Annotated in this window: 32 protein-coding genes; 19 read left to right on the top strand and 13 right to left on the bottom strand. The window is 40.2% G+C overall.

Annotated elements, in window-relative coordinates; all coding sequences use genetic code 11:
* The 8 genes from fdhD to selD all read left to right on the top strand — a co-directional run bounded on the left by fdhD (position 1) and on the right by selD (position 6,507).
* Complete coding sequence (gene fdhD / locus SDEL_RS10395; RefSeq protein ID WP_012857817.1) at positions 1 to 789, top strand: formate dehydrogenase accessory sulfurtransferase FdhD; 789 nt, start codon at positions 1 to 3, stop codon at positions 787 to 789.
* A gap of 2 nt (positions 790 to 791) precedes the next feature.
* On the top strand, positions 792 to 1,529 hold the full coding sequence (locus SDEL_RS10390) for a winged helix-turn-helix domain-containing protein (protein ID WP_012857816.1): 738 nt from the start codon (positions 792 to 794) through the stop codon (positions 1,527 to 1,529).
* 215 nt (positions 1,530 to 1,744) lie between these two features.
* Entirely contained in the window at positions 1,745 to 2,695 is a 951-nt protein-coding gene (wtpA, locus tag SDEL_RS10385) for a tungstate ABC transporter substrate-binding protein WtpA (RefSeq protein WP_012857815.1), read from the top strand.
* A complete protein-coding gene (locus SDEL_RS10380; protein WP_012857814.1) occupies positions 2,692 to 3,675 on the top strand; it encodes an ABC transporter ATP-binding protein in 984 nt (327 codons plus the stop codon). The genes wtpA and SDEL_RS10380 overlap by 4 nt, the downstream gene beginning before the upstream one ends.
* A complete protein-coding gene (locus SDEL_RS10375; RefSeq protein ID WP_012857813.1) occupies positions 3,672 to 4,442 on the top strand; it encodes an ABC transporter permease in 771 nt (256 codons plus the stop codon). Before SDEL_RS10380 ends, SDEL_RS10375 begins: the two co-directional genes overlap by 4 nt.
* 67 nt (positions 4,443 to 4,509) lie before the next feature.
* Entirely contained in the window at positions 4,510 to 4,698 is a 189-nt protein-coding gene (locus SDEL_RS10370) for a hypothetical protein (protein WP_012857812.1), read from the top strand.
* 78 nt (positions 4,699 to 4,776) lie between these two features.
* Positions 4,777 to 5,367, top strand: a complete 591-nt coding sequence (yedF, locus tag SDEL_RS10365) for a sulfurtransferase-like selenium metabolism protein YedF (RefSeq protein ID WP_012857811.1) — start codon at positions 4,777 to 4,779, stop codon at positions 5,365 to 5,367.
* 108 nt (positions 5,368 to 5,475) lie between these two features.
* Complete coding sequence (gene selD, locus SDEL_RS10360) at positions 5,476 to 6,507, top strand: selenide, water dikinase SelD (RefSeq protein WP_012857810.1); 1,032 nt, start codon at positions 5,476 to 5,478, stop codon at positions 6,505 to 6,507.
* 46 nt (positions 6,508 to 6,553) lie between these two features.
* On the opposite strand, the gene SDEL_RS10355 is transcribed toward selD, so the two are convergent.
* The 3 genes from SDEL_RS10355 to SDEL_RS10345 all read right to left on the bottom strand — a co-directional run bounded on the left by SDEL_RS10355 (position 6,554) and on the right by SDEL_RS10345 (position 8,804).
* Positions 6,554 to 7,522, bottom strand: coding sequence for an SLAC1 anion channel family protein (locus tag SDEL_RS10355; RefSeq protein WP_012857809.1), 969 nt, complete (start codon positions 7,520 to 7,522; stop codon positions 6,554 to 6,556).
* A 184-nt stretch (positions 7,523 to 7,706) separates the two neighbouring features.
* Positions 7,707 to 8,441, bottom strand: a complete 735-nt coding sequence (locus tag SDEL_RS10350; RefSeq protein ID WP_012857808.1) for an EAL domain-containing protein — start codon at positions 8,439 to 8,441, stop codon at positions 7,707 to 7,709.
* Positions 8,442 to 8,492: 51 nt separating this feature from the next.
* Positions 8,493 to 8,804 (bottom strand): DUF2325 domain-containing protein, encoded by a 312-nt coding sequence (locus SDEL_RS10345; protein ID WP_012857807.1) that lies wholly within the window; start codon positions 8,802 to 8,804, stop codon positions 8,493 to 8,495.
* Between the two features lie 125 nt (positions 8,805 to 8,929).
* Between SDEL_RS10345 and SDEL_RS12430 the strand changes: the two genes are divergently transcribed.
* The 4 genes from SDEL_RS12430 to SDEL_RS10330 all read left to right on the top strand — a co-directional run bounded on the left by SDEL_RS12430 (position 8,930) and on the right by SDEL_RS10330 (position 10,925).
* Entirely contained in the window at positions 8,930 to 9,064 is a 135-nt protein-coding gene (locus tag SDEL_RS12430) for a YnfA family protein (RefSeq protein ID WP_083762482.1), read from the top strand.
* A gap of 95 nt (positions 9,065 to 9,159) precedes the next feature.
* Positions 9,160 to 9,666: a DUF1007 family protein gene (locus tag SDEL_RS10340; RefSeq protein ID WP_012857806.1), complete on the top strand. Its 507-nt coding sequence runs from the start codon at positions 9,160 to 9,162 to the stop codon at positions 9,664 to 9,666.
* Complete coding sequence (locus SDEL_RS10335) at positions 9,663 to 10,412, top strand: nickel/cobalt transporter (RefSeq protein ID WP_012857805.1); 750 nt, start codon at positions 9,663 to 9,665, stop codon at positions 10,410 to 10,412. The genes SDEL_RS10340 and SDEL_RS10335 overlap by 4 nt, the downstream gene beginning before the upstream one ends.
* 3 nt (positions 10,413 to 10,415) lie before the next feature.
* The gene (locus tag SDEL_RS10330) at positions 10,416 to 10,925 is read left to right on the top strand and encodes a DUF1007 family protein (RefSeq protein WP_012857804.1); all 510 of its coding nucleotides are present in this window, start codon (positions 10,416 to 10,418) and stop codon (positions 10,923 to 10,925) included.
* Positions 10,926 to 11,095: 170 nt separating this feature from the next.
* Here the strand turns inward: SDEL_RS10330 and SDEL_RS10325 are convergent, their stop codons facing one another.
* Positions 11,096 to 11,602, bottom strand: coding sequence for a flavodoxin (locus SDEL_RS10325; RefSeq protein ID WP_012857803.1), 507 nt, complete (start codon positions 11,600 to 11,602; stop codon positions 11,096 to 11,098).
* Positions 11,603 to 11,620: 18 nt separating this feature from the next.
* Entirely contained in the window at positions 11,621 to 12,067 is a 447-nt protein-coding gene (locus SDEL_RS10320; protein WP_012857802.1) for a hypothetical protein, read from the bottom strand.
* 111 nt (positions 12,068 to 12,178) lie between these two features.
* Between SDEL_RS10320 and SDEL_RS10315 the strand changes: the two genes are divergently transcribed.
* Positions 12,179 to 12,805, top strand: coding sequence for a LysE family translocator (locus SDEL_RS10315; RefSeq protein ID WP_012857801.1), 627 nt, complete (start codon positions 12,179 to 12,181; stop codon positions 12,803 to 12,805).
* On the opposite strand, the gene SDEL_RS10310 is transcribed toward SDEL_RS10315, so the two are convergent.
* Positions 12,802 to 13,617, bottom strand: a complete 816-nt coding sequence (locus SDEL_RS10310; RefSeq protein ID WP_012857800.1) for a TIGR01777 family oxidoreductase — start codon at positions 13,615 to 13,617, stop codon at positions 12,802 to 12,804. The genes SDEL_RS10315 and SDEL_RS10310 overlap by 4 nt on opposite strands.
* A 104-nt stretch (positions 13,618 to 13,721) precedes the next feature.
* Between SDEL_RS10310 and SDEL_RS10305 the strand changes: the two genes are divergently transcribed.
* Positions 13,722 to 14,345, top strand: coding sequence for a LysE family transporter (locus SDEL_RS10305; RefSeq protein ID WP_012857799.1), 624 nt, complete (start codon positions 13,722 to 13,724; stop codon positions 14,343 to 14,345).
* Here SDEL_RS10305 and SDEL_RS10300 read toward each other — a convergent pair.
* Positions 14,325 to 14,669: an arsenate reductase family protein gene (locus tag SDEL_RS10300; RefSeq protein WP_012857798.1), complete on the bottom strand. Its 345-nt coding sequence runs from the start codon at positions 14,667 to 14,669 to the stop codon at positions 14,325 to 14,327. The genes SDEL_RS10305 and SDEL_RS10300 overlap by 21 nt on opposite strands.
* Before the next feature lie 90 nt (positions 14,670 to 14,759).
* Between SDEL_RS10300 and SDEL_RS10295 the strand changes: the two genes are divergently transcribed.
* From SDEL_RS10295 to SDEL_RS10285, 3 genes are all read left to right on the top strand, one after another.
* The gene (locus SDEL_RS10295) at positions 14,760 to 15,434 is read left to right on the top strand and encodes a response regulator transcription factor (protein ID WP_012857797.1); all 675 of its coding nucleotides are present in this window, start codon (positions 14,760 to 14,762) and stop codon (positions 15,432 to 15,434) included.
* Entirely contained in the window at positions 15,418 to 16,839 is a 1,422-nt protein-coding gene (locus SDEL_RS10290; protein ID WP_012857796.1) for a sensor histidine kinase, read from the top strand. Before SDEL_RS10295 ends, SDEL_RS10290 begins: the two co-directional genes overlap by 17 nt.
* A 67-nt stretch (positions 16,840 to 16,906) precedes the next feature.
* Positions 16,907 to 18,463, top strand: a complete 1,557-nt coding sequence (locus tag SDEL_RS10285; RefSeq protein ID WP_012857795.1) for a phosphoethanolamine transferase — start codon at positions 16,907 to 16,909, stop codon at positions 18,461 to 18,463.
* Positions 18,464 to 18,481: 18 nt separating this feature from the next.
* Here the strand turns inward: SDEL_RS10285 and SDEL_RS10280 are convergent, their stop codons facing one another.
* The 4 genes from SDEL_RS10280 to nikA are packed head-to-tail and all read right to left on the bottom strand — an operon-like array spanning position 18,482 to position 22,389.
* Positions 18,482 to 19,021 (bottom strand): GNAT family N-acetyltransferase, encoded by a 540-nt coding sequence (locus SDEL_RS10280; RefSeq protein ID WP_012857794.1) that lies wholly within the window; start codon positions 19,019 to 19,021, stop codon positions 18,482 to 18,484.
* Positions 19,022 to 19,033: 12 nt separating this feature from the next.
* Positions 19,034 to 19,867, bottom strand: a complete 834-nt coding sequence (gene opp1C / locus SDEL_RS10275; protein ID WP_012857793.1) for a nickel/cobalt ABC transporter permease — start codon at positions 19,865 to 19,867, stop codon at positions 19,034 to 19,036.
* Positions 19,864 to 20,793, bottom strand: coding sequence for a nickel/cobalt ABC transporter permease (opp1B, locus tag SDEL_RS10270; RefSeq protein WP_012857792.1), 930 nt, complete (start codon positions 20,791 to 20,793; stop codon positions 19,864 to 19,866). Before opp1B ends, opp1C begins: the two co-directional genes overlap by 4 nt.
* Positions 20,794 to 20,796: 3 nt before the next feature.
* Entirely contained in the window at positions 20,797 to 22,389 is a 1,593-nt protein-coding gene (gene nikA, locus SDEL_RS10265) for a nickel ABC transporter substrate-binding protein (RefSeq protein WP_012857791.1), read from the bottom strand.
* Positions 22,390 to 22,561: 172 nt separating this feature from the next.
* Here nikA and SDEL_RS10260 point away from each other — a divergent pair, with 172 nt between their 5' ends.
* The gene (locus tag SDEL_RS10260) at positions 22,562 to 23,752 is read left to right on the top strand and encodes an EAL domain-containing protein (protein ID WP_012857790.1); all 1,191 of its coding nucleotides are present in this window, start codon (positions 22,562 to 22,564) and stop codon (positions 23,750 to 23,752) included.
* A gap of 8 nt (positions 23,753 to 23,760) precedes the next feature.
* On the opposite strand, the gene SDEL_RS10255 is transcribed toward SDEL_RS10260, so the two are convergent.
* Positions 23,761 to 24,261, bottom strand: a complete 501-nt coding sequence (locus SDEL_RS10255; RefSeq protein WP_012857789.1) for a NifB/NifX family molybdenum-iron cluster-binding protein — start codon at positions 24,259 to 24,261, stop codon at positions 23,761 to 23,763.
* 121 nt (positions 24,262 to 24,382) lie between these two features.
* Here SDEL_RS10255 and SDEL_RS10250 point away from each other — a divergent pair, with 121 nt between their 5' ends.
* Positions 24,383 to 24,967: a DUF134 domain-containing protein gene (locus SDEL_RS10250; protein WP_012857788.1), complete on the top strand. Its 585-nt coding sequence runs from the start codon at positions 24,383 to 24,385 to the stop codon at positions 24,965 to 24,967.
* On the opposite strand, the gene SDEL_RS10245 is transcribed toward SDEL_RS10250, so the two are convergent.
* Positions 24,964 to 25,731, bottom strand: coding sequence for an undecaprenyl-diphosphate phosphatase (locus SDEL_RS10245; protein ID WP_012857787.1), 768 nt, complete (start codon positions 25,729 to 25,731; stop codon positions 24,964 to 24,966). The two genes, SDEL_RS10250 and SDEL_RS10245, sit on opposite strands and share 4 nt — an antisense overlap.
* Between the last annotated feature and the right edge of the window lie 13 nt (positions 25,732 to 25,744).

The raw sequence follows: 25,744 nt of genomic DNA, 5'->3' as shown, positions 1-25,744 counted from the left end.
GTGGAACCTGTTTTTAAAACTACGATCACAAAAATCAAAGGAAAAGAGAAATTCGAGCGAGAGGACACGTTGGTGCGTGAAATCAAGCTAGAACTGATTGTCAATGGCAATCGTGTGGGTGCGGTCATGGCAACACCTGTGGATCAAGAAGCCCTTGCGATTGGCTATTTGATGAGTGAAAATATCATTGAAAAACTCAGCGATGTCACCTCCCTTAAACTTTTAAATGATGGTATGCGTGTGGAGATTGAAGCAAAAGTGAATGAAGAGAGTATTCATAAATTAAACGCTGAGGGCGTGGTGATTAGTGGATGCGGTAAGAGCATGACTGCGAACATCGACCCTGAAGCGATTGCTGCAAAAGTCATTCAAAGCCCTTTTAAACTCAGTAGCCGAAAACTAAGCACCGAAATGAGTCAATTTTATACCGAGTGTCCTTTGTATGAGCAAACAGGCTGTGTGCATACGGCAAAACTCTTTACGGATGAGCATACTTATTTTATTGGTGAAGATATTGCCCAACACAATACGATTGATAAAGTCGTGGGCAAAGCAGTACTTGCAGGTGCGGATGTCAAAAATGCTTTTTTAATGGTGAGTGGAAGACTCTCTTCTGAAATGGTCGCCAAAGCGGTCATGCATCAAATCCCCATTCTAGCTTCAAGAACGGCATCAACCTGTTTAGGTTTAATGATTGCAGAGAAATTTGGCTTAACACTGATTGGATTTGTGAGAGGCGATACGATGAATATTTACCGTCATCCTCAAAGAATTGTGGTGGAGGCGTAAGTATGTCTGAGATGGAAGTGTTGATTCAGCAGTATTTGAATGAAAAAGGCAAGCTTGATTGTGCGGATGCCTATAAGATTGCCTCAAAGTTAAAATGCCCTATCCGTGAAGTAGGCGATTGCGCTAAAGCGATGGACATACGCATTGATTCGTGTGACTTGGGTCAATTTGGTCGGGTTGAGGGTGGCTCGTTTGATGCGGAAGCACTGAGTCGTTTGAGTCCTTTTTTAGATGATAAAAATCGTATTACATGTAAAGATGCCAGAGCGCAAGCAGGAGGCATTGGACTTAAAAAAATCAGAGGGACACTCAAAGAAAAAAATATTGATGTGACTTATTGTAGTTTGGGGTGTTTTACTGAAAAAAAGCGTCCACGTTTGTATGTCAAAACGAAAACATGGATCGAAAATGCTGAGGGTGAACTGCTTTTTGGTAAAGGTAAAACCGAGATTTTAGAGCTCATTGAGCAAGAAGGTTCTATCTCTAAAGCCTCAGAAGTGATTGGGATGAATTATAAAAAAGCGTGGACGCACATTAAGATTTTGCAAAAAAATATTAACGATGTGATGGTTGAAACCAAGCAAGGTGGTGGTGAAGATGCGGGTACGAAACTGACACCTGTAGCACGTGAATACATGGAAAATTATCGAAAGCTTCAAGAAGATATTGAAAACTACGCCAATGAGCGTTTCAAAGAGTTGTTTTTAAAGCCCCGTAATAAAAAAGAGTTTAAAGAGTAGACTTTCTTCAAAACGTGTTTTGCAAGAAGTCAAAGCATCTAAGGTACGTTAACATTGTGACGAATAAAGTTCAGTGTTAACGTAGCCTTTATGTTGAGTTGCTATTTTGACGCTATTAAAATAGTGTACTATTTCTTTGTGAAACTAAACGGTGAATTTTATGAGGGTTTGAGTGTAAATATGCAAAAGTAACACATCTTATCAAAGGAGTTTGTATGAATAAAATTTTAGTATTGAGTGCGCTTGCGGCATCCTTGTTGTTAGCAAAAGAGCCTGTTGTAGTATTGCATGCGGGGAGCCTTTCGGTACCATTTGCGGAGATTGAAAAAGTATTTGAAACCAAATATCCGCAGTTTGATGTTCAACGAGAGCCAAGTGGCAGTGTGGCAGCAGCACGTAAAGTAACGGATTTAGGTCGTGCGGCAGATGTGATGGGAAGTGCGGATTATCAAGTGATTGATACGATGTTAATTCCTAATCATGCCAAATTCAATGCTCATTTTGCAACCAATGAGATGGTTTTAGCCTATACGGAAAAATCAAAATTTGCTAAAGAGATTAACAGCAATAACTGGGCTGATATTTTTTTACGTGAGGGCGTTACGGTGGGTCACTCCAATCCCAATTTAGATCCATGTGGGTATCGTTCTATGTTAGTTACCATGCTGGCAGAAAAGCACTATAAAAAAGAGGGGCTTTATGCGAAAATTTTTGGTTATGGTGACCATTATGAAATTGGCGAAGAAAATGCTAAAAAAGTGATTGTTCGCCCGAAAGAGACAGATTTATTAGGACTTTTAGAGTCTCATCAGTATGACTATCTTTATATTTACAAATCCGTAGCAGACCAACACAAACTCAAATATGTTTCATTGCCTGAAGAGATTAATCTCAAAAATGCAAAATTTGAAGATTTTTACAAATCAGTTTCGTTTAACATTGATGGTAAAAAACCAGGTGAAGTGGTCAAGCAAGTGGGTGCGCCAATGGTGTATGGTTTGAGTGTGTTTCAAAATGATAAATCCCCAGCTAACAAAGCAGGTGCGGTGGCGTTTGTCAACTTTGTGCTCTCCGCTGAAGGACAAGCGATTATGAAGAAAAATGGACAAGATGCGATGAACCCTCCTGTGATTACAGGCGATAGCTCTATTTTGGGAAGTAAATGAGTTTTCTCTCCCTTCAAGCCCTTACATGTGATGTAGGGGCTTTTCATCTTCATGATATTAGCTTTGATGTAGGCGAGGGTGAGTATTTTGTTATTTTAGGGCACTCTGGGGCGGGAAAGACGGTTATTTTAGAATCGATTGCAGGGTTACATGGTATCGGCGGGAAACTCCTGTTTAATGGAGTAGACATTACAAATATGGCTCCCGAAGAGCGCTTGGTTGGCTTTGTCTATCAAGATTTTGCACTTTTTCCAAATTTAAGCGTAAGAGAAAATATCCGTTTTGCAGGACGTTATAAGTTTATTGAAGATGCAGACTCTTTGTTTAACGATTTGGTGGATTTCTTAGGTTTAGAAAAATTGCTAGATAGACGTATTGATAATCTCTCAGGAGGTGAAAAGCAACGCATTGCGATTGCTCGTGCACTCTTTTCTCGTCCTAAAATTTTACTTTTAGATGAGCCTTTAAGTGCCATTGATCCTACTTTTCGGAATGCGATTATGAAATTTCTCAAAGAGATGCACAGACGTTATCATCTTACAACATTACATGTAACGCACAATTTTAGAGAAGCATCGTATTTAGCAGATCGCATTGCCATTGTGATGGATGGAAAGGTGCAACAAGTAGGATGCGCTAATGAGGTTCTCTCCCATCCAAGCTCTTTGAAAGTAGCGGAATTTTTAGGGTTTAAAAATATTTTTTCATCATTATTATTGGGTGAAGATTCTGCTCAGCTTTTTTCGATTGATCCCAATGCTATTTTAGTTTCTAAAGAAAGCAATCTAAAGTGTGATTATTGTTTTGAAGGAAAATTGGATGAATGTATGGGAATAGTCGATCATTTTAAACTCTTTGTTACGATAGGAAAAGAGCAATTTTTCGTCAAAGTGTTGAAACGTGAGCATGAAGGATGTTCCATCAATCGTGGTGAAATGATCTACATTGGATTTCATAAAAAGGATGTGTGCTATCTATGAAACGCTACTGGTTTACAACATTTTTAGTTTTTTTGGGCGCAATTATGTTGCTTTTTTTAACCCTTCCTTTATTTAAGATGATGATAGGCAATGATCCCGCTACGCTTCTTAAAACCCTCAAAGAAGCGGATGTCTCTTCTTCCATTTTGTTGACCATGAAAGTCTCTTTGTTTGCAACACTTTTTGCTTTGCTTACGGGGCTTCCTTTAGCTTATTTAATCGCAAGGCATGAATTTATAGGGCGCTCTTTTTTGGAAACTTTGGTTGATATTCCTATTATGATTCCTCATACGGCTGCAGGTATTGCGCTTTTAATTGCTTTTGGGCATGGCTCATTGGGGAGTTTTTTTGATCTGTTTGGCATCAAGTTTATTGGCACGGAAGCGGGCATTATGATAGCGATGATGTTCCTCTCTGCTACATTTTTGATAAATGGAGCGAAAGAGGGGTTTAAAAAAGTGGATGTCAAACTTGAAAAAGTAGCACGCACCCTAGGGGCTAGTCCTCTTAAAGTCTTTTTGGCTATCTCTTTACCCAATGCGAAAAAAGATATTGTCAATGGGTGTTTGATGATGTGGGGACGAGGTTTGGGTGAGTTTGGTGCGGTGGTGATTTTGGTCTATCATCCTATGACAGCGCCTGTGCTTATTTACGATAGATTTACCAGTTTTGGGCTTAGTTACTCCGCCCCTGTGGCAGCGGTGATGATTATTCTTTCTATTATGGTTTTTTTAACCGTGAGGTTTGTTAATAATAAATTGCGTTAATCATGTAGAAGAAGCTTTTACAAAAATCGTGCTAAAATAAAATCTTATTAAAGAAAAGGAGTTTTATATGTTTGTAAAATTAAATGATAGAGTGTATCTTAATGCTGAGCGTATTACACGTATTAAGATAGATGAGGTGCAAGATGGCATTCGTGTTCGTTTTTACGAAGGTCAAGTTCAAGTGGCGAAAAGTCATACCTTTGAGAGCGTTGATGCGGCTCAAAAGTGGATTGAAAAGACCATGAATCAAAAATAAGAGTGGTTTATATTCCACTCACTCGCGTTAAAAGGTCTAAGGCTTAGACAAACAGTATTTACTTACAAAAGGAAATTCATGAAAATTGATTGCAGTGGCTTGGCGTGTCCCGAGCCCGTATTACAAACCAAAAAAGCATTGGAAAGTTTACCCAATGATTCGATTTTAGAAGTCATCGTAGATAATATTGCCGCACGAGAAAATGTGGTACGTTTTGCCCAAAATGGCGGTTTTGAAACACGCTTAGAGGGTTTAGAAGAGGGTAAAACGCTTGTTTCTATCATCAAAGGTTTCGCATGTCAGATTGTTGCCACGAGTAAAGACGATGCCTTTTTAGATAAAACCTTGTTTTTGAAAAGTCATACCGTAGGTGAGGGTGAACTGGGTGAAAAGCTCGTCGTAGGCTTTTTAAAATCTGCACTTGAATTGCCTAAAATTCCTAAGCGTATTATTTGTGTGAACACCGCTGTGTATCTGACGTCTGCGGAAGAGAATTCGCCCATTATGGAGGTCTTAAAAGCGTTTGAGGCTAAAGGGGTTGAGATTTATTCTTGTGGGATTTGTTTAGAGTTTTACGGGGTGATGGATAAATTAAAGGTTGGAAAAATCGGCAATGCCTATGGCACCTTAGAGATGCTTTTGGGTGGAGAAGGAACGATATCATTATAAAACGCTTTCAAAGTAAAGCTTTTCAAACTATGATAAGTTTTCCCAAGCGGAAGGCTCACATGACTTCTTGAATATTTTATGTTTAAGAAGTTGAAATTAAGGTATACAATGAACAACGAAGCAAAATTGACCAAGTACGTCAAAGCTGCGGGTTGTGCTGCCAAGCTGGGTCCGGGAGACCTCACAGAAGCGATAGGTGGTTTAAACTGCACGCACGAGAAAGTATTGGTTGGAATGGATGAGAGTGATGATGCGAGTGTCTATTATTTGGATGAAGGAAGAGCCCTTGTTCAAACGGTAGATATTATTACCCCTGTGGTGGATGACCCTTTTGTTTACGGACAAATTGCGGCGGCCAATTCTTTAAGCGATGTCTTCGCCATGGGTGGGGAAGTGGCTACGGCGATGAACATCGTAGGATTTGATGGTTGCCACCAGCCACGAAGCGTGCTGAAAGAAATTCTTGCAGGCGGGCAGAGTAAGGTGAATGAGTGCGGTGGGGTGATTATTGGGGGGCATACGATAGAAGCACCTGAGATGACCTATGGCATGAGTGTCACGGGTTTTGTGCATCCTTTAAAAATTTACCGCAACAATACGCCTCGTGTGGGGGATGTGCTTATTTTAACGAAACCTTTAGGGATGGGTGTTTTAACTACGTCCATTAAAGCGGATATGCTTGAGAGTTCTGTGGTGGAAAAAGTAGCCTCTATTTTAGCCACACTCAATCATAAAGCTTCACGCATTATGCAAAAATACGATGTGAGTGCTTGTACGGACATTACAGGTTTTGGTCTGTTGGGACATGCGTATGAGATGAGTTTTCATCGAGTCAGCATTGGGTTTTGGCTTAAAGAGATTCCTATTCTTGAAGAGGCAAAGGCGATGGCAGACATGGGGATTATTCCAGCGGGTGCTTACAACAATAAAGCCTATGTGAGTATGTATGTGGATGCTAAAGTGCCCTATAAAGATGAAATTTTACTCTACGATGCGCAAACTTCAGGGGGACTTTTGATGGCAGTTTCACAAAAAGATGCGCCAAAACTGCTTCAAGAACTGCTTGATGAGGGGCTTAGTTACAGTGCGATTATTGCTGAGGTGTTTGAAAAAGAAGAGAAACCACTCTTTTACATGTAAGGATTTTTCCTTACATGTAAAGAGGGTTTTTAAAACGGTAAGAACTCTATTCTTGAATACAAACTTCACCTTTTTGCATGTGAATTAACGTTTGATAGAGTACCACTGCAATGACAGCGGTTGTGACACCTACCATTGTATACGAGAGATAGAGTAAGAAAAGATCTTTAGTATGAGCGTACATAACCATCGCACTAATTCCCATTGCTGCTAGAGGGAACACAAACGCCCACCATGAGATGAAAAATTTGATTTTGATAAAGTTTTTATACAAAAAGGCAATCAATAAGGTAAAAAAGAGTGCCAAATCAAACAATATATTAGCAAACAAATCAATTACCCCAAACATTTTCACATACGCTAAAAATCCTACCGCAGGAGGCGCAATCAAAATGAAAAGCGTTGGCATAAACTTATTCGCTAATTGATGGTGGAAAATGATACGGTTAAACAAAATTGCAAAAAGAATCACCCAGAAAAAAATTCCCACGCTAAAGAAGTAAAGCAATACGCCCTGTGGCGCAAAGCCAACACCACCAATAGGAACTAACACATTTCCAACAATGGGGATAAGCCATGCGGGATTGGAGTGAGCGAGTTCTTGATTGTTATTGATCCAATACGAAATGGTATGAAGGGTCAGATAAAAATGAAGCGCAACACCTGCATACCAAAAAAGGGCTGCGATACTCTCTTGTTGCTCTTTATAGACAATGGCTAACATAAGCATTGAAATAGAGACTGCGGCGAAAAAATTAATACGAACAGGATGCGTAAATTCCTTTTTGACCGCCTCTTTATAGGTAAAAAACTTCACCACATAAATAACACTAATCACCACAAAAACGATGGTGGAAAGTGCCATTAAACCTAAAGCAATCCACTCAGGAAAGCTAAGCGTACTAACCGCTTTTTGGTACATAATGGTCAAACCACTCAGTCCCATAACAATTGCATACATCATAATCGGGAAAAATTTAAGTCTATTTTTTTCGATCGTTTCGGATGCTTCCATAATAACTCCTTATTATAATTCTCATTTTTATTTATAATAATTAAAATGGAAGTTTATCTAAAAAGACTAAAATTTCTATTGATGGATAGATTCACGTTAAAAAGTTAAACACATTTTTATACTTTTCGTGTGAAAAGGAAAAAATGTGTTTAAAGTGACGTAAAAAGAGCTTTACATGTAAAGATTAGCAGGAGTGATGATTGAGGTGTTTAAAGAGGTAGCCTTGTACAAAATCAACGCCTAAATCACGGGCTAAAAGAAAGTCACCTTCCGTTTCTATTCCTTCTAGGATAGAGCGTTTTCCTTGTGCTTTGGCAAAAGCTAAAAAACCTTTTAGAATTTCTTGATAATCAGGACAATGTTTTATTTTTAAAAGCCATGTTTTGTCAAATTTTAAAAAGTCCGCTCGTCTGGTCAAATCAAAACAAAAGGGTTTATCATCGTTACCAATATCATCTTGCGCAATAGGAAAGCCCATCGTTTGAATTTCATTGAGGCAATGTGATAAAAAAGCCGTTTGCATATCGTCCGTATTTTCCGTAATCTCAATACAAATATCTTGAGCATTGCCGAAAAGTTGTTTCCAAAACGCAATGTGCTTGGGTTCACTAAAATTGTGCGGGTCGAGATTGAGAAAAAGCATGGCATTGTTGGGTCGGTGAAAGAGTTGCAAGGCTTTGAGTTCAGACTCTAGGTGAAAAAAAAGCTCAGGATTTTGATGCGCAACCATCAAGACAGGCATAGGTGGAATACGTCGTTCATTTAAAATAAAACGAGCCAACGCTTCATAGCCAAAAATAGTTCCTGAATGCATGGCGATAATGGGTTCATACTCCACCCAAAAGTGGCGCTCATGAATCATACGAACGACATCACATTCATTCAAAAGATTTTCATTGCAAAGCATAGGTGAAGACATTAGCGATAACCTTTACGTGTCCAAAAGGGTGTACAAACACCCTTGCTTAGACTATTTTTTATCAAGAATACATCCATGTGGATTGTACTTTTTGCACAGTTCACAAAAGACAGAACTCTCAGAGCGTTTTGCACAAATAAACTCAATCGCTTTACGCTTAGCTTCGTTTTTAAATTTATTCATGGCGTTATGATTCAAAAAATTGGTGAGCATAATCACCAACTGCACATCTTGAGGAATCTCTTTTTTAACCACAGAAGGGTTACGTGCATCCCAATGGGTCACTTTTTCAAAAGAGAAATCTTGTAAAACAGAGGTAATGGAATCTATCTTATCGCCACCGATAACGAGAACTGCTGACATTGTTTCTCCTTTTTGATAATTGTTATTGAAATAATACTCCAAGAAAGCTTAATTTTTATTAAATATGATATTTATTATCAAATTAAAAAAGGTGTCATAGGTTTTTACAAAAAGGAAGAAGATGGATCTTTAAATCATTAAGTTATTTTGTGCTTGCTGGTGTGTTGGAAATCGGAGGTGGTTATTTTATTTGGCTGTGTTTTAGAGAAGAAAAAGGATATGCGTGGTGTTGGGCGGAGCGATTGCGCTTGTGGGTGTAGGTATTATCATCTATGCTCCTCGTTAGGCGCAACTGAGTTGTATTTAGTATTCTTTTGATACAATGCTTGATATGACTACGAAAAAAGCATGCTAAATGGTACGGATTTTTTCACTTTTTTTTTATTGTGCTCTCAATCTTTATGCACATCCTCATACGTATATTGATGTTTATTTAAAGATTTCAGAAAATACATTAAAGATTCAGTGGTTGTTTGATGAAATGACATCACAAGGATTAATGAATGATTTTGATGTGAATCACGATGGCGTTTTTGATTCAAAAGAGACTTTACTTTTTAAAAAAGATGTTTTTAATCCTCTAAAAGAGTTCTCTTTTTTTACACATCTCTTAGTAGGAAAGAAAAAGATTATTCTTCATCCTAAAGAAATTCGCCTTTTTCGTCTTGAAAATACTTTTGTGATAGAATTCACTCTTGATTTACATCCCTATCAACATCAAAAAAAATCTATTGGTTTTTGGGATGAATCTTTTTTATGTGCTCTTTTCGTAGAACCTGAGCATATTCAATCATCATTACACTATACCTTAAAAGAAGTCGATAACGCTTATTATTCTGGGTACCTTTTGGAGTTGCCATGACCTTTTCTTCTGTTGCAATTTATTTTGCCGAAGCTAACCGCTATTTTAACGCTGAACTTTCCAACCATTTTCGAAGTATAGATGAGGGAAGTAGTAGCGCTGTTGCTCTTATTCTTGCGCTCTCTTTTGCGTATGGAGTGCTTCATGCCTTAGGACCAGGGCATGGCAAAGCTTTAGTTGCAGGGTATGTGTTGGCAAATCCTTCTAAAAAAATACATGTGTTTCAACTAGGCTTTTTGATTGCTATTGTGCATGCGCTGTCTGCGCTTTTGGTGACACTGGTGGCACATTATTTGATTCAGGTAAGTGCCATGAAGCTTTTTCGCAGTGTCAATCCTCCGCTGTTTCAAATTTCAGGGGCATTTATTGTTTTATTGAGCTTTTGGCTGTTGTATGAAGTGTGGCAATCACGAAAGATAAGCAAAGAGCGTGTTAAACCCCATAAAAGCCGTTTTGGCGTGGTGCTCTTAGCGGGTATTGTTCCGTGTCCTGGGGTGATTACGCTCTGCTTTTTTGCGATAACCTTAGGGCATATGGAAATAGGCATTATTGCGGCACTTTTTATGAGTCTTGGTATGGGGCTTAGCATCTCTTTGGCGGGGCTTTTGGTACACGCTTTTCAAAAATCACGTCTTGTTGTTACACAGCCTCGTTGGTTTTGGGTTTTACGTCTTTTAGGGGTGTTGTGTGTGATGGCCTTGGGTATTTTCTTTTTACTCAATCCCGTTTCATCACGGGCGTTTTAGTGCATGAAAAAGTTACTATTGTTGGGATGGTTTTGTGCTGTTTCGCTTTTTGCTCATCCGCATGTTTTTTTGGATACCTATGTGGATGTTTTGCCCGATAAAATTGATATTCGCTGGGTTTTTGATGAGATGAGCTCTTCCATGCTTATGGAGGATTATGATAAAAACAGAGATAAAAAACTCGATGCCAATGAAGTGGCATTTATGGAAAAAGACCATTTTAAAACATTGGAGCCTTACAGTTATTTTATGCATATTTTCAATGGAAAAGAGGAGTTGGATATTCATGTTGTTCATGACTTTAATGCGCTCTTTGAAAAGAAAAAACTGATTTATACCTTTAGTATTGAAAAACCTCATATGAAAAAATACGAACTGCGTTTTTATGACCCTGAGATGTTTGTCGCGTTAATTTTGAAGAAAAAATTTCTTACATGTAAAACGACAAAGTGTGCCGTGGAAGGGTATGATGCGGATTTTTACTATGCGTATAAAGTGGCGATTCAAGAGTAAAGATGAAAAGGCAGACGCCTTTTCATCGAGATTTTAGCACGTGCATTTACAAAAAAGCAGTCGCTCTTTTGCATTTTTGATTGCATCGCTTTGTTCAGGTTTTTTGACATCTTTTGACGTTTGACGCCCAGCAGTAGGGTTTGGCTTAGTGCAAACTATGTCACATGCACTCATGCGCTTGCTTTCAACTCAGTGTTTAATTGGGCGCACCATGAGGCGATACGCTCATCAGTGAGGTCACTTTGATTGTCCTCATCCAAAGCAAGTCCGACAAATTTTCCATCAATCACGGAAGCGGAGTGTTCATACGAGTAGCCTTGATCTTCCCACGCCCCAATCACGTTCGCTCCTTTTTCAAGGACCACATCATAAATCTGACGCATACCGCTCACATAATCACTTCCATAACTTTCTTGATCACCCATGCCAAAAAGGGCGATGGTTTTACCTTTTAAATCAGCTGATTTGAGGTGGCTCAAAAAACTATCCCAATCATCTTGCAAATCGCCATCGTACCATGTAGAGGTTCCTAAAATTAAAAAATCATACGCATTGAGTGCATCTGCGTTATTTAATTTACCCACATCATGACACTCGGCATTGAACGATTTTTGAATTTTTTGTGCCGCATCAGCGGTGTTTCCATTGGTACTTCCGTAAAAAATTCCTGTCTTCATAAATAAACTCCTTTTAAATTAGTAAATAACATACGGTACAAGTTTGAGTGTATATTCTAACCCCATCGCATCGAGTTTTGGGCTTCGAATCGGCACATGTCTTTTAAAATTGGCACTGCGAGGAAAGAGTAAATAGATATGCTTACACTCTCTAGAAGCCAACACCTCAATCGCACGCTCAATCTCCTGTGTTGCCTCAAAATCTACACGCTCTTCAATGCGTTTCCATGTGGGATAGAGATGTAAAGCATCTTCACATTCTTCACTTTGAATCACAATACGACACGACTCTTGTGTAATGGATTTGTCAGGATTTTGACGTTTGACCCGTGTAAAAACATGGTGGGTAAAAAGTTCATAACTGTTGATGGTAAAGCAAAGATCAGGATGGTGCGCAACCAATGCTAAATCTTCACGGTCAAATCGTCGGCTTATCTCTTGCAGGGTTGAATAGGACTCAGACATCGTTCACCTCTTTTAATTTATGAAATGATAACCATTTTCAAATAATAAGTCAAGATATTTTGTGTCGCTTTGGAGTAAAATAACATAATTTACAAAAAAGAGGTCGATGCAATGCCATTAGAATTATGGACATTTATGGTTGCTATTACGCTACTGACAATGAGTCCGGGGGCGGATACGATGATCGTGATTCGAAACACACTTCGAGGAGGTGCGAAAGATGGCTTGGTTTCAAGTTTAGGCATTTGTTCGGGGCTATTTGTACACGCAACGCTTTCAGCGGTGGGGATTTCAGCACTCCTTTTATACTCTGCAAACGCCTTTACAGCCCTGAAAATTGCAGGAGCGCTTTATCTTATCTGGCTAGGGATGGTTTCCCTTAAATCATTTTGGCATCATAGAAAAATGCAAGAAAGAGCTGTTGAAAAACGCTCCTTTTCCTTTTGGGTCTCTCTAAGAGAAGGGTTTTTATCGAATGTCTTAAATCCTAAAGCGGTTGTTTTTTACATGGCGTTTTTGCCACAATTTATCAACCATGAACACTCTGCCCTTGCGCAATCGCTCTTTTTGGCTTTACTTCATTTTATTGTGGGCAATCTTTGGCAGGCGATTTTGGTTTATACGATTGTCTCTGCCAATGGGTTTATCACCAAAAAAAGTGTGCGTCAAAGTCTCGATGCCCTCTCAGGTGTGGTGATGATAGCCTTGGGCATCCGACTTTTTTTGGAGAGACGCTAAGCGAGAATTTTACGAAGGGAGTTCTCCAAATCCCCATACGTAAATGTAAAACCTTTTTCAAGTAAGGCTTTGGGGTACGCCTCTTTGCTATCTAAAAGCACGGTTGCGCCTTCTCCAAAAAGTATTTTAATGATAAAAGAGGGCACAGGCAAAAAGGTGGGGCGACGCAACACTTTTCCGAGCATTTTGGTAAAGCGAAAATTGGTCAGTGGTTGAGGAGAGGTGGCGTTATAGACCCCCTCAAGTCCCTTCTCAAGCACAAAAGCGTAGATATTCACCAAATCATCAATGTCAATCCAGCTCATCACCATCGCCCCGTTGCCAATAATTCCGCCTAGACCTATTTTAAATGAGGGTAGCATCTTCTCGAGTGCACCACCGTCTCCCAAAACAACACCAAAACGTAAAATGGTCGTTTTTTGGGTGCATTTTCGAGCTTCACCTTCCCATGCAATCGCTAAATGCGCCAAAAAATCCTCGCCCAATTTTTCACTATTTTCATCGCAGGGGACACCACTTGGGTAAATACCCACGGCTGAAGTGGAGATAAAGTGTTTAACCTCACTTTGATTCATTGCCATAACGAGCTTTTTGGTGGTTTCAATGCGACTGCTCCAGAGCACTTTTTTATACGCCTCATCCCAACGTGCTGCAATGGGTGCACCTGCAAGATTAAACACCGCATCGACACTCTCTAGTTTTTGGGTGATGGCTTGTACATCGTCATTGCGCTCAATCACCACAACATCAGGAAATCTCTTTTTTAAGGCATTGGCAACAAATCCACTCGCACCGCTCATTGCTATTTTCATTCTCTATCCTTGTGGTATGCATTTTGAAAAATTGTACCACATTAATGGCTTCTAAGTCACCATGAAGTACAATCCTTCTTAACTTTACATGTAAGGATTTTTTCATGTCTTTGGATATTTGGCTCACCATGTTGGTTGCGTCTATCTTGATTAGTGTTTCCCCCGGAGCAGGAGCCGTGGTTTCGATGAATTATGGGTTGAAATATGGACTCAAGCGCTCTTATGCCGCTATTTTTGGTTTACAAGCGGGGCTTTTTGCGCAAACGTTTATTGTGGTTATTGGACTTGGCTCACTCATTATGAGCTCACTTTTACTTTTTAACATCATTAAGTGGATTGGCGTGGCGTATTTGGTTTTTTTAGGGGTAATGAAGTTTATTGAAAAGCCTCATTTGCCTGATGATGCGACGCAGATTAAAGCGTACAGTGCGTCAAAAGCGTTTATGCAAGCTACACTGGTTAATCTTACTAACATTAAAGCCACCGTGTTTTTAGTGGCGTTTATTCCCCAATTTCTCAATCCAAATGCCCCGCTCTTAGGGCAATTTGGCATTATTTGTGCGACACTTATCGCTGTGGATATTATTGTGATGACGGGGTATAGCTCACTCGCTTCCAAACTCAAACACGTCATTAAGTCCATTCGTGCCATTCGGATTCAAAACCAAATTACCGGAGCGTTTTTGCTTTTGGCTGCCTTTTTTATCTCAACCGCCAAACGTGCGTAAATAAAGCGCCTCGTCAAACCCGACCAAAAGCGTCTCATCTTCACACTCAATGATGGGACGCTTGAAGAGTAACTGCTCTTTTAAAAGCCACATTTTTTTCTCTTCATCGCTTATCTCTTTAGAGAGTCCTAGCGTTTTGAACTTCGTTCCTTTGGTGTTAAACAAAACCGACAGAGGTTGCTTTGCAAGCCACTCTTCCAGCTTCGCTTCGCTGATTTGCGTCGTTTTTAAATCAATAAATGTGTAAGGAATCACCTTAGCTTTTAAAAATGAGAGTGCCTTTTTCACACTGCCACAGGTAGTAATACCGTAAATTTTTACCATCAATCTTCCTTTTTTTGAGACTATTATAACACCTCTTGGTAAGGGTTACATGTAAGGTATAATACGAGAATGATTTGAAAAGAGGATGAAATGAAAATTTTAATTGTGGAAGATGATGAGGGCATTGCCTCTTTTTTAAAACAAGGCTTAGAAGAGGAGCTTTTTAGTGTTGAGCTGTGCGATAATGGAGAAGACGCCCTCTACCTTGCCCAAATGAATCCTTACGATATGATTATTTTGGACTTGATGATTAAAGGAGTGCAAGGTGACGTCGTGTGTCAAAAGCTTCGAGAACAAAAGCTTCATACGCCTATTATTGTGCTCAGTGCAAAAAGTACCATCAGCGATAAAGTGGGATTGCTCCATCTCGGTGCGGATGACTACCTTACCAAACCCTTTAGTTTTGAGGAGTTACTCGCACGCATTCATGTACAACTGCGCAAACAAAATGACAAAGAACCGCTTTTAAAAGTGGCTGATTTGGAGCTGAATCCTGTAACCAAAAGTGTGACACGCTCTAAAGAAGTCATAAGCCTTACTGCTAAAGAGTACATGCTTTTAGAGTATTTGATGCGCCATAAGGGAGCGATTATTGAAGAGAAGATGCTAGAAGAGCAACTTTTTTCCAGTGAGCAGAGCATTAATAGCAATATGGTGAGTGTTTACATGTACCGATTGCGCAGTAAAATCGATAAAAATTTTGAACTCAAACTGATTAAAACCCATCGAAATTTAGGATACACCCTCAATGAAAACGCTCTTTAAAAATTTAAAATTCCGCCTACTTCTAGCCCTTGGACTCATCTTGTTTGGTTTTTTTTATGCCTTTGGCTCAGGCGTTATTTATACCATGAAAAAATCGCAAGAGCGCTCCATTGAAGCCTCACTGACGGCGTATGCCAAAGATTTACAGCATGATTACATTGAAAGAAGGGAGAAGGGGCAAAAGATTGATTTTGAGGAGTTAAAAGAGGAGCTTGATGAAGTCAAAGAGGAGTTTGACATTCCTTTGCTCTACGCACAACTTTTAACCTATAAAATCGCCTCGCAAGAGCCAAATATTATTGCTAAGTCAGAAGATTTAAAAGGTGAGAGCTTAAAACTTAAGGATGATTTGATTCAAAAAATTTTAGAAGAGCCTGAGAAAATTTACTTTTCAGAAACGAAAAACTCACACCTCACTAAAAATAAAATTTACATCGGAACTCTCTTTCTAGGGACACATGAGAACCAAATGTTTCTGCTTCAATGTGCCATGCCTTATGATAAACGTACCCCTGAAATTGAAAAGATGAAAGAGGCGTTGTGGATTGGCTTATCTCTTCTGCTCTTCATTGTCCTTTTACTTGCCTCTTTTCTTATCTCTGTTTCACTAAGAAACGTTCAAAATGTCACCAATGCGGTTCGAAATATTAGCATTCAAGATAAACACATGAGCCTTCCCAAAAGTTATATTTCAAGAGAGATAGATGATTTGATTGAGACTTTTAACACGCTTTTATCAAACTTACAACACGCTTATACACAAGTGAAACAATTTGGGCAAAACGCCTCGCATGAGCTTAAAACGCCTTTGACCATTATGCAAGGGGAAATTGAGGTCGGACTTCGTAAAGAGCGAAGTGGGGAGGAGTATCAAGCGATTTTGAGAAAAATTAGCCATGAGCTCTCGCATTTGCATGAGGTGATTGAGAAAATTCTGTTTCTCTCTAGTAACACGAGAAATGAGCTGATGAAACATTTCTCAGATATCTATGTGGATGAGGTCTTAGTGGAGTGTGTCGAAGAGAAAAAAGCCTTTGCGCAAAAGCGAGGCATTACCCTCACGTTAGATGTGTTAGAGCCTTTTAGCCTTCAAAGCAATGCGGTGTTATTGAAGATGGTTTTTTCCAACCTCATTGACAATGCGATTAAGTATGCGTTTGAAAATTCTCATGTGCATATCGCTTTACATGTAAAGCGTTTTAGCATTGAAAATGAAGGTATAGAGATTGACACTAAAGAGTTAGCTCAGTTGTGTGAGCCTTTTTATAGGGGGCAAAAAAGTAAGGAGTATGCCAAAGGGAGTGGTCTTGGTTTGGCGATTGTGAAAAACATTTTAGACCTGCACCGTGCCACGCTTCATTTTTCAAAAGAGAACAAACGCACCATTGTAAGCGTTCAATTCTAATTCATTTCGCATTCATTTTCATCCTTTAGAATTCTTTTTATATCAATGATAAAAAGGATTCTACATTATGGGTGCCATACTTATTCACTTTAAAACCCAAAAAATTATTTTTTTATTAGCACTTGCGCTCAGTGCGCTTTTTAATATTACATTTTTTTCAAAGCTTTATGACTTTGCCCTTTTAGAGCAAAATTACATGATTGCTTTGAGTGCGCCTTTTGTGATGGTGCTTTTGTATATTTTTGCTTTAAATGTGCTCTTACTCCTAACCCACCGTATGAGCTTTCGTATAGGAGTAGCGCTTTTGGTGGTCATTAGCCTTTTAAGCAGTTATTTTATCGACTCATTTGGTACGGTCATTGATAAAGATATGCTTATCAATGTCCTTCAAACCGACACGGATGAAGCCTTAGGACTCGTAACGCCAAAGCTTTTACTCTATCTTGGATTAGCGCTTTTTTGTGCCTATTGGATGCTCTTTCGTGTGCGTATTCATTTTAGAGTCTATAAAGTGGAGTTTGTCCAAAAAGCGTTGGTTGCCTTGGTTAGTTTTGTGCTCATTGGTGGCGTTTATATGGCGGTGAGCAAATCGTACAGCTCTTTTTTTAGAAATCACAAAGAGCTCAAAATGTATCTTAATCCCTTTTTCCCGATTGCTTCCGCATCGAAATTGGCTTATGCAAGTTTAAAACCAAAACCCATCTTTCAAACCATCGCAGATGATGCAAAGAAACAGAGTGAGGCGAAAAAAAAGCTGGTTGTCTTTGTCGTGGGAGAGACGGCTCGGGCGAAAAACTTTTCATTGGGAGGCTATGAAAAACCAACCAACCCTTTGCTTGCGCAAAGAGAGGATGTGGTCTATCTCTCCAATATGAGCTCTTGTGGTACGGCAACGGCTATTTCACTGCCGTGCATGTTCTCAAAGTTTGAGCGCAAGGCGTGGGAGAGCGAGAAAGAGCAGTACGAAAACCTTGTGGATGTGTTGATGAAAACAGGGGTGAGGGTGATTTGGAGAGATAACAACTCAGGACAAGATAAAAATATCGCCAAACGTGTCAGTGATGCCCTCTACTATAAAGGGGTTCAATTTGATGAGGTTTTACTCAAAGATTTTCAAGAGAATGTGGATAAAACCTATGAAGATACCTTTATTGTCTTGCATCAAGAGGGAAGCCACGGACCTACCTACTTTCAGCGTTATCCAGAAGCGTTTAAAAAATTTACTCCAACCTGCGATACGCAAGATTTGGAAAAATGCACGCAAGAAGAGATTGTCAATACCTATGATAACACCATTTTATACACCGATTATGTGATTAACCAAGCGATTGCACTTTTAAAAAAGAATGAAGACAAATACGAAACAGCGCTGATTTACGCCTCAGATCACGGTGAATCGCTCGGCGAAAACGGCATTTATCTCCATGGGCTTCCTTACATGATAGCGCCCAGTGATCAAAAGCATGTCCCCGCTCTGTTTTATTTTAGCGACAAAAAGAAAGAAAAAGCGTTACATGTAAAAGCCAAAGAGGCGCTTTCGCATGACCATCTTTTTCACACCATTCTTGCTCTTTTTAAAATTCAAACGAGTGAGTATAAACCCAGCTTAGACCTGTTGCGTTAGCGTTACATGTAAAAAGAGTTAGGCATACGAGCGTGCTTCTTGCTCGACAAGACGCTCCATATGCACCGTTTGCCATATGCCGCCTTCATCAAGGGTGATGGCAAACCCCATAGCGCTCCAAAACAAAAAACCACCCGGCAAAAAGTAGTGAGTATGCAAGTAAAGCATCTCATACCCCCTCTCTTTGGCAAACGTTGTGGCAAGCTCAAAAAGGCGTACACCAATGCCACAGCGTCGATACGCTTCGTGAACGTAACAGCGACTCATCTCCGCCGTTTGCCTTGTGCGATAACGCCCTTGAATGCTCTCAATTCTATCGTCATAATCACTCAGCGCAATAACGCCTACGACCTCCTCTTTTTCATTGAGTGCGATAAAAATGGCACAGCACTCAGGACGACTCATCTCCACTTCAATGCGTTTTTTAAGCACTTCATAACGCTCTGGCATCATTTTATTACCATAATGAAACTCACACTGCTCCCAAATAAACGCATTGGCTTTGGCAAAAGTTTTTTGCGTCACTCTCTCATACGAAATGGTTTTTACATGTAACATGGATATTCCTGATTATGATATAGATATTTTTCTGTCATCTCGTGCGTCACGAATGCTATCTCCTAAAAAATTAAACGCTAAAACCACCACCAAAATTGCCACCCCTGAGGGGAGCATTTGCAAGGGGTAAACACTCATTACATTTTTGGCTTCACTGAGCATCATGCCCCATTCAGGCGTGGGCGCTTGCACGCCTAGTCCTAAAAAAGAGAGTGCGGAAATACTCATAATGACCCACCCCGCATCCAGCGTGGCTAACATCACGATGTCATCGAAAATGGAGGGTAAAATGTGCGTTTTTAAAATGCGAAGCGGAGCAACGCCTGTGGCTTTGGCAAAGGCAATGTAGTTTTGCTCACGATGCACCAACACAAACGAATAGACCATGCGGGTGTACCATGCCACTTTGGCGATGACATTGGCTAAGATAAGATTGCCCATGCCAGCTCCTAACATCCCTACAATCGCCAATATCATCAGCTCACTGGGAAAGGAGAGCATCACATCGCACCCACGAAGAATGGGCTCTTCGGCTTTGCGAAAAAATCCTGCCAAAATGCCTAAGATGACTCCCAAAATAAGTGTCATACTCATAGCAAACAGTGCTAAAAAAAGCGTGGTACGAATGCCAAAAAGAAGACGCGAGGCAATACACCGCCCCAAATGATCACTCCCCAGTGGAAATTCTCCACCCCATGGGGCAAATTTGAGAGCAAGGTTGGTTGCGATGGGATCATGCGGAGCAATCCATGGCGCAAAAATGCCTAAAAGAATCATCCCAACAATGACACCAAGTGAGGCAATCGCCAAAGGGTCACGCACCAATTTAGCATAAACTCCACTCACAACTCACCTCTTAAACGAGGGTCTATGAGCTTCACACTTACATCGGCGATGAGATTAAAGAGCAAAAACAAAAGCGCCATTAAAAAGACATAGCCTTGAATCATCGGATAATCACGGCTAAAAATCGCACTCACACACAGCCGTCCAACTCCTGGCAAAGCAAAAATAGTTTCAATAACCACCGTTCCTGCGATTAATTTTGGAATCGACATGCCAAGCGCAATTACAAAAGGGTGCAAGGCATTGATAATGCGATGTTTCATAATCTTCGCCTCACTCAGCCCCCTCACTCTTGCATAGAAGATGTAAGGGGCATGCTCATTTTGCAACATGCTACTTCGCATCAGTCGCATATAGGTCGCTACATAGCTTAAAAACAGAGTCAATGAGGGCAAAATAATGCCTGAGCGCTCCTCTAAGCCTGCGGTTGGGAAAAGATCTAAGGTGAGTGAAAAAAAGGCAATAAAGAGTAGTGCGAGCCAAAAGCTAGGAATGGCACCCGTAAAAAAAATGACGCTTCTGATGGCTCTATCTAAAAAACGATTGCGATATAAGGCGCACACTACACCCAAAAATGCACCCCAAACGAGTACCAAACCTAAGGTAATACCCGCTAAAAGAAGGGTGGTGGGAAGAGCGTGGGCTATTTCATGAAGTACGGGCGTTTTAGTAATGTAACTCACCCCAAAATCGCCCTTTAAAACACCTAAAAGCCATGAGAAATACCTTACATGTAAAGAAGCATTGAGTCCTAACTCTTCACGCATCTGCGCAATCGCTTCTGTGGTAGGGGTAATGTCATTGACCCGCAATGCCACCTCTGCTGGATCACTAGGACTGAGGGCGGAGAGGGTAAAACTCACCACCGAAATTCCTAAGAGCAAAGGAAGTATAAGCAAAAGGCGCTTGGCAATAAAACGACTCATCGCTTACTCGAAAAACATCTTTTCAAAAGGGATTTCATACTGAGAAGGATTAAAACTCACCCCTTTAAGTTTAGGTGTAAATACCGCTTTGGTGCGAGCATAACTCAGTGGCACATAGACGTTTGCATCGTGAATGTAAGTCAAAATCTCTGCGTACATTTTTGTGCGCTTTTCGTGTGATGGTTCAATCAAAATGGCTTGAATTTGCGCATCTAACCACGCTTTTTTCTCTAACCCTAACTGCGCTTGATAATCGCCATGCGCTGCCATACGCCATGAAGAGACGAACGATTGAGGATCGTAGGGTGTTCCCCATGAAAGAGCGTATTGTAAGTCAAAGTCACCGCTTTTTTGTCTGTCTAAAAAGGCTTGTTTCTCCTCTCCAATAATCTTAAGCTCCACGCCCACCTCTTTAAGATTGCTTTGAATGTACTCGCTAATGGCTTTTTCTTGTGCGTTGTTGGCATTAAAATAAAGACGCAAGGAGAGTATTTTTCCCTCTTTGCTTCGATATCCTAGCTTCTCATCCATCATCCAACCCGCTTCATCCAGCAAGGCTTTAGCTTTTTCAACATCGTAAAGTTTGCGAGAGAGCGGCACATCGCAATAGGGCGTTATTGGGGCAAAAAGCGTGTTGGCGCTATTTTCTGAGTGATTTAAAATGCCAGAGACGATCATCTCTTTATTGATAGCGTGTTGCAGAGCTTCTCTTAGCTTTGCTTCCCCCGTGATAGGCTGTTTGGTGTTGAGTAAAATGGCACGAGAGGCGGTGGGTTGGCTGAGCAAGGTCGTGTATTTTCCCTCTTTTTGAAGCACACTAAAGGCATTGAGGTCTATCATGTCGCCATCCGCTCCAAAAATAAGGTCGATTTCACCTTTTTGCAGTGCGAGTAACACACTTTGATGATCAGGCATCACTCGCCATTTAATCTGTTCCAGTTTTGCTTTTTCTCCCCAATAGTTTGGGTTTTTCTTAAAGAGTGCAAAAGCGTTTTTCTGATGCTCTGAAAGCACCCACGCACCTGTTCCTACATAACAACTTACCCCATTTTTGGTTGCACCCTCGATAAAGCACGATGGCGCAATGAAACGAAAGGGTCTTGTCATCGCAAGTTCGCTTAAAGTTGGATAGTAGGGATTTTTGAGGGTAAGTTTATAGGTAAAGTTATCGACGACTTCACTGCCTTCGATTTGATTGACCAACTCTAACCATGCGTGTCTTGCACGATTATCAATCACCGCATCGATGTTTTTCTTCACCACCGTCGCATCAAAAGGGCTACCATCACTAAATTTGACATCTTTGCGCAAATAAAAGGTGTAGCTTTTGCCATCACTACTGATCTCCCAACGTTCAGCCAACCACGGTTTAACCCCTTCAGGCGTGTTCATGACCAAAGATTCAAAGACCATGTTTTGAGCGGACATCTCTCCTCCGTACAAGTGCGGATTAATGTTACGAATATCTTTGGTACTGGCATATACCAACTCTGTTTTAGCCACCTTGACCTCTTTGGGTTTGCTTTCACATCCCGTCAAAAATGCCAAGATAAGGGCTGAGCATAGTAAGGCTCCTCTTTTTTTTCCTATCATCATTTACACTCCTTTGTCATAAAAGCCAATGTATTTTTATTACTAATAATTATTTAGTGTTACTTTAGCGGATAAATCTTTAAAAAGTGTTTTTATACATCATTGCCTCTTTATTAGACACGCTCTCATTGAAGGCTTGTGTATAATCATTTTATGATTTACAAAGGGGCATTGGATGGTAAAACAATTCATTGAAAAAGGTGTTATTACGATTGCTTTTCAGCCAATTATTTCGATTCGTAGCGCTAAAATGATGGGAGTAGAGGCACTCATGCGAGCAGTAGATGAAAATAATGAATCGCTCTCTCCTGTTTTTGTGTTTGAGCAGTCTCAAAAAGAGAATCTCTGCTTTATGCTTGATAAACATGTGCGTATGCAAGCGCTAAGAGCTTTCAAACCTCTTTTAGATGTCAATAAAGAGCTACTGCTTTTTTTAAACTTTGAATCTCATTTGCTTGATACGTCACTAAGCTTTCAAGATTTTGCTTTTTGCGCTCTTGCCAATGAAGTGGGTATTCCACCTTCTCGTGTTGTCATTGAGATTAAAGAGTATCAGATTGAAAATACCAAACGTCTCAAAGAGTTTTGTGACTTTTACAAGGAGAGAGGTTTTTTAATTGCGTTGGATGATTTTGGAGCTGGCAATGCCAATTTTGACCGTATTTCAACCGTACGCCCCCATATTGTCAAAATTGACCGTTCCCTTATTTTTAATGTGCATCAAAACTTTATTCATAAAGAGATTTTAAAATCCATCGCAAACATGTGTTTTAACATTGGGGCATTGGTTTTAGCGGAGGGCGTTGAAGAAGAAGAGGAAATTCTAACGGCGATGAAGTTGGACATAGACCTCTTTCAAGGGTTTTGGTTTTCAAGACCTAGCAGTGTAGTGTTTCGTAAAGAGGTATGCGATGAAAAGATAGCTTACATTGGAGAGAAACATACCCATAATGTCAAAGCATCTATGCAACATAAGAGCTTTTTAATACAAAGTGCTAAAGCCTATGCCCAGATGATTATTGATGCTTTAGTTCAAAATAGAGATTTAGATTTGCATGATTTTTTGAAAGAGTTTGACCCGATTGAGGCGATTTATTGTATTAATGCCGACTCAGGTATTCAAGAGGGCGCAACGTATATTAGTGCACATACTAACGACTTTTTTCAACCAGCACGGGATGGTGACAATCATGCTTTAAAAGAGTATTTTTACATTACCAAAGAATCAACGAGGGGTGATTATCTGAGTCAAAAGTACATCTCCCGCGCATCGGGTCGTATGTGTCGAACCTTTGCGCAGAAGTTTTTTATGGGAGATGAGGAGAAAATTTTGTGTTTAGACCTTAAAGTCTCCTCATTAACCTAAACGTTGGCTCAGTGTGTTTCGTGCTTATGGCACGGTGTGTGTTGATGCTCATGCCCCATAAGAGAATTTTCACCTTTGGTTTCGCAACATTTGAGTTTGGTTTTAAACAGAGGCTTTTTATCGTTATCAAGGGGCTCTTCTTCGTGATGGTGTCCTGTTGCCTCTTCGCCTAAAAGGTTCATGTAATTGCTGAGCGTTACTTCTAAAAGAGTGTTAGCTTTAAGATGCTTCATCGCCTCTTCAATGCTGATACGCTCCTCTCCTGCAAAGTAAATCTTAACACCTGCTTGTCTGAGGGCATGAAAAGGTTTTTCACCTAAATGGTTTGTAATCAGTGTTGTGACACCCATTTGTTCAAACCAGCGTGCCACTCTCATCCCACCTTCTTTACTATTGGCGTGAATGGTTACGGTACCAGCATCATCAATAAGAGCAAACCATTTTGCTTTACCAAAAAGAGGGGCTAGGATGCCATTTTGATTTTCTGTTTTAATCGGCATTGCGATCATTTTCTTCTCCTTAATTGGACATATGTTCAGAATTGTAGCACTTTAAATGAACATATGTCAATAATATTTAAAACCTTTTATGTTAGTATTGCTGCATTACATGTAAAAAAAGGATTGTTGTATGTCCCGTCAAAAATGCCATCGTGTCACCTCTTATCAGCCTTTAATCACCTGTTTTGACCCGAAGGGAACAAAACACGATGAGAGTATTTCTTTAATTCCTGAAGAGGTAGAAGCGCTTTATTTGATGGATTTATTGGATTTGTATCAAGAAGAGGCGGCGTTGAGGATGGAAGTTTCCCGTCCTACCTTTGCACGTATTATCAAATCCGCCCGTCAAAAAGTGGCACGAGCACTTTTAGGTGGATATGAGTTGCATTTGGGAACAAAACGAGAGCGTTATGTGGTGGCGTTTTGTAGCAATGAAACAACGCATTTTGAATCTCTGAATATCAAAGATACGTATGTATGTATCTTTAGCGTCGAAAATCATAGGATTGTTAAACGAGAAATTCTTCTAAATCCCGCACATGAAAAAGAGGCAAAACCCCCTCTAGTGTTAGCGCCACTTTTGCATGAGCATGGGGTAAACTTTTTTTTAACAAAAAGCCTCGGGCAAGGGCTCAAAAACGCTCTTAGTGCCAGAGGCATTCATGTGATTGAGAAAGATGTGATCAGTGAAGATGAGATACCAAAGCTTTTTTAAACATAAAGTAGAAGCGCTATGCCAAAAAGAATGCGATAAATGCCAAAGCTCACAAAGGTAAAGCGCTCTAAAAATTTTAAAAAGAGTTTAATCGTCGCATACGCCACTATAAATGAGACGACAAATCCCACCGCCAAAGCGGTAAAATTACCCTCCATAAGGAGTTCATTGTGGTGTTTGAGGATGTCATAGCCCGTGGTAGCGCACATCACAGGAAAGGCAAGTAAAAAGGAGAACTCAGCACTCGCTTTGCGTGTGAGTCCCACTAACATCGCTCCAATAATCGTCGAACCCGCTCTACTTGTTCCAGGAATCAGAGCAAAAATCTGAGCAATCCCAATCCAAAGGGCTTGCTTGTAACTCACCTTTTCCACATCATCCACAAAGTGCTCTTTGGGTTTGTAAAACTTTTCAACCGCTAAAAAGATGATGCCCCCAATGATAAACATCAGTGCTACGATTTCAACGCTAAACATTGCCTTGACTTGCTTGGCAAATAAAAATCCCACCGCACCTAGAGGTACAAACGCTACGGCAAGTTTCATCCAAAGATTGATTTTTTTAGGGGAAAATTTCTCTTTGTAGTTTAAAACCACAGCTAAAATCGCCGCAAACTGGATGATAATCTCATACGCTTTGATAAAATTATCTTGCTTTAGCCCCAACCAATCGCCCACAATAATCATATGCCCCGTCGAAGAAACAGGCAAAAACTCCGTAAACCCCTCAACAATTCCCATAATGACAGATTGAAAAATATCCACAAAACATCCTACA

Origin of the sequence: Sulfurospirillum deleyianum DSM 6946, assembly GCF_000024885.1 — a bacterium.
Classification (GTDB): domain Bacteria; phylum Campylobacterota; class Campylobacteria; order Campylobacterales; family Sulfurospirillaceae; genus Sulfurospirillum; species Sulfurospirillum deleyianum.
Note: the sequence above shows the minus strand (reverse complement) of the source record. Positions and strands in the feature narration are given on the sequence as shown.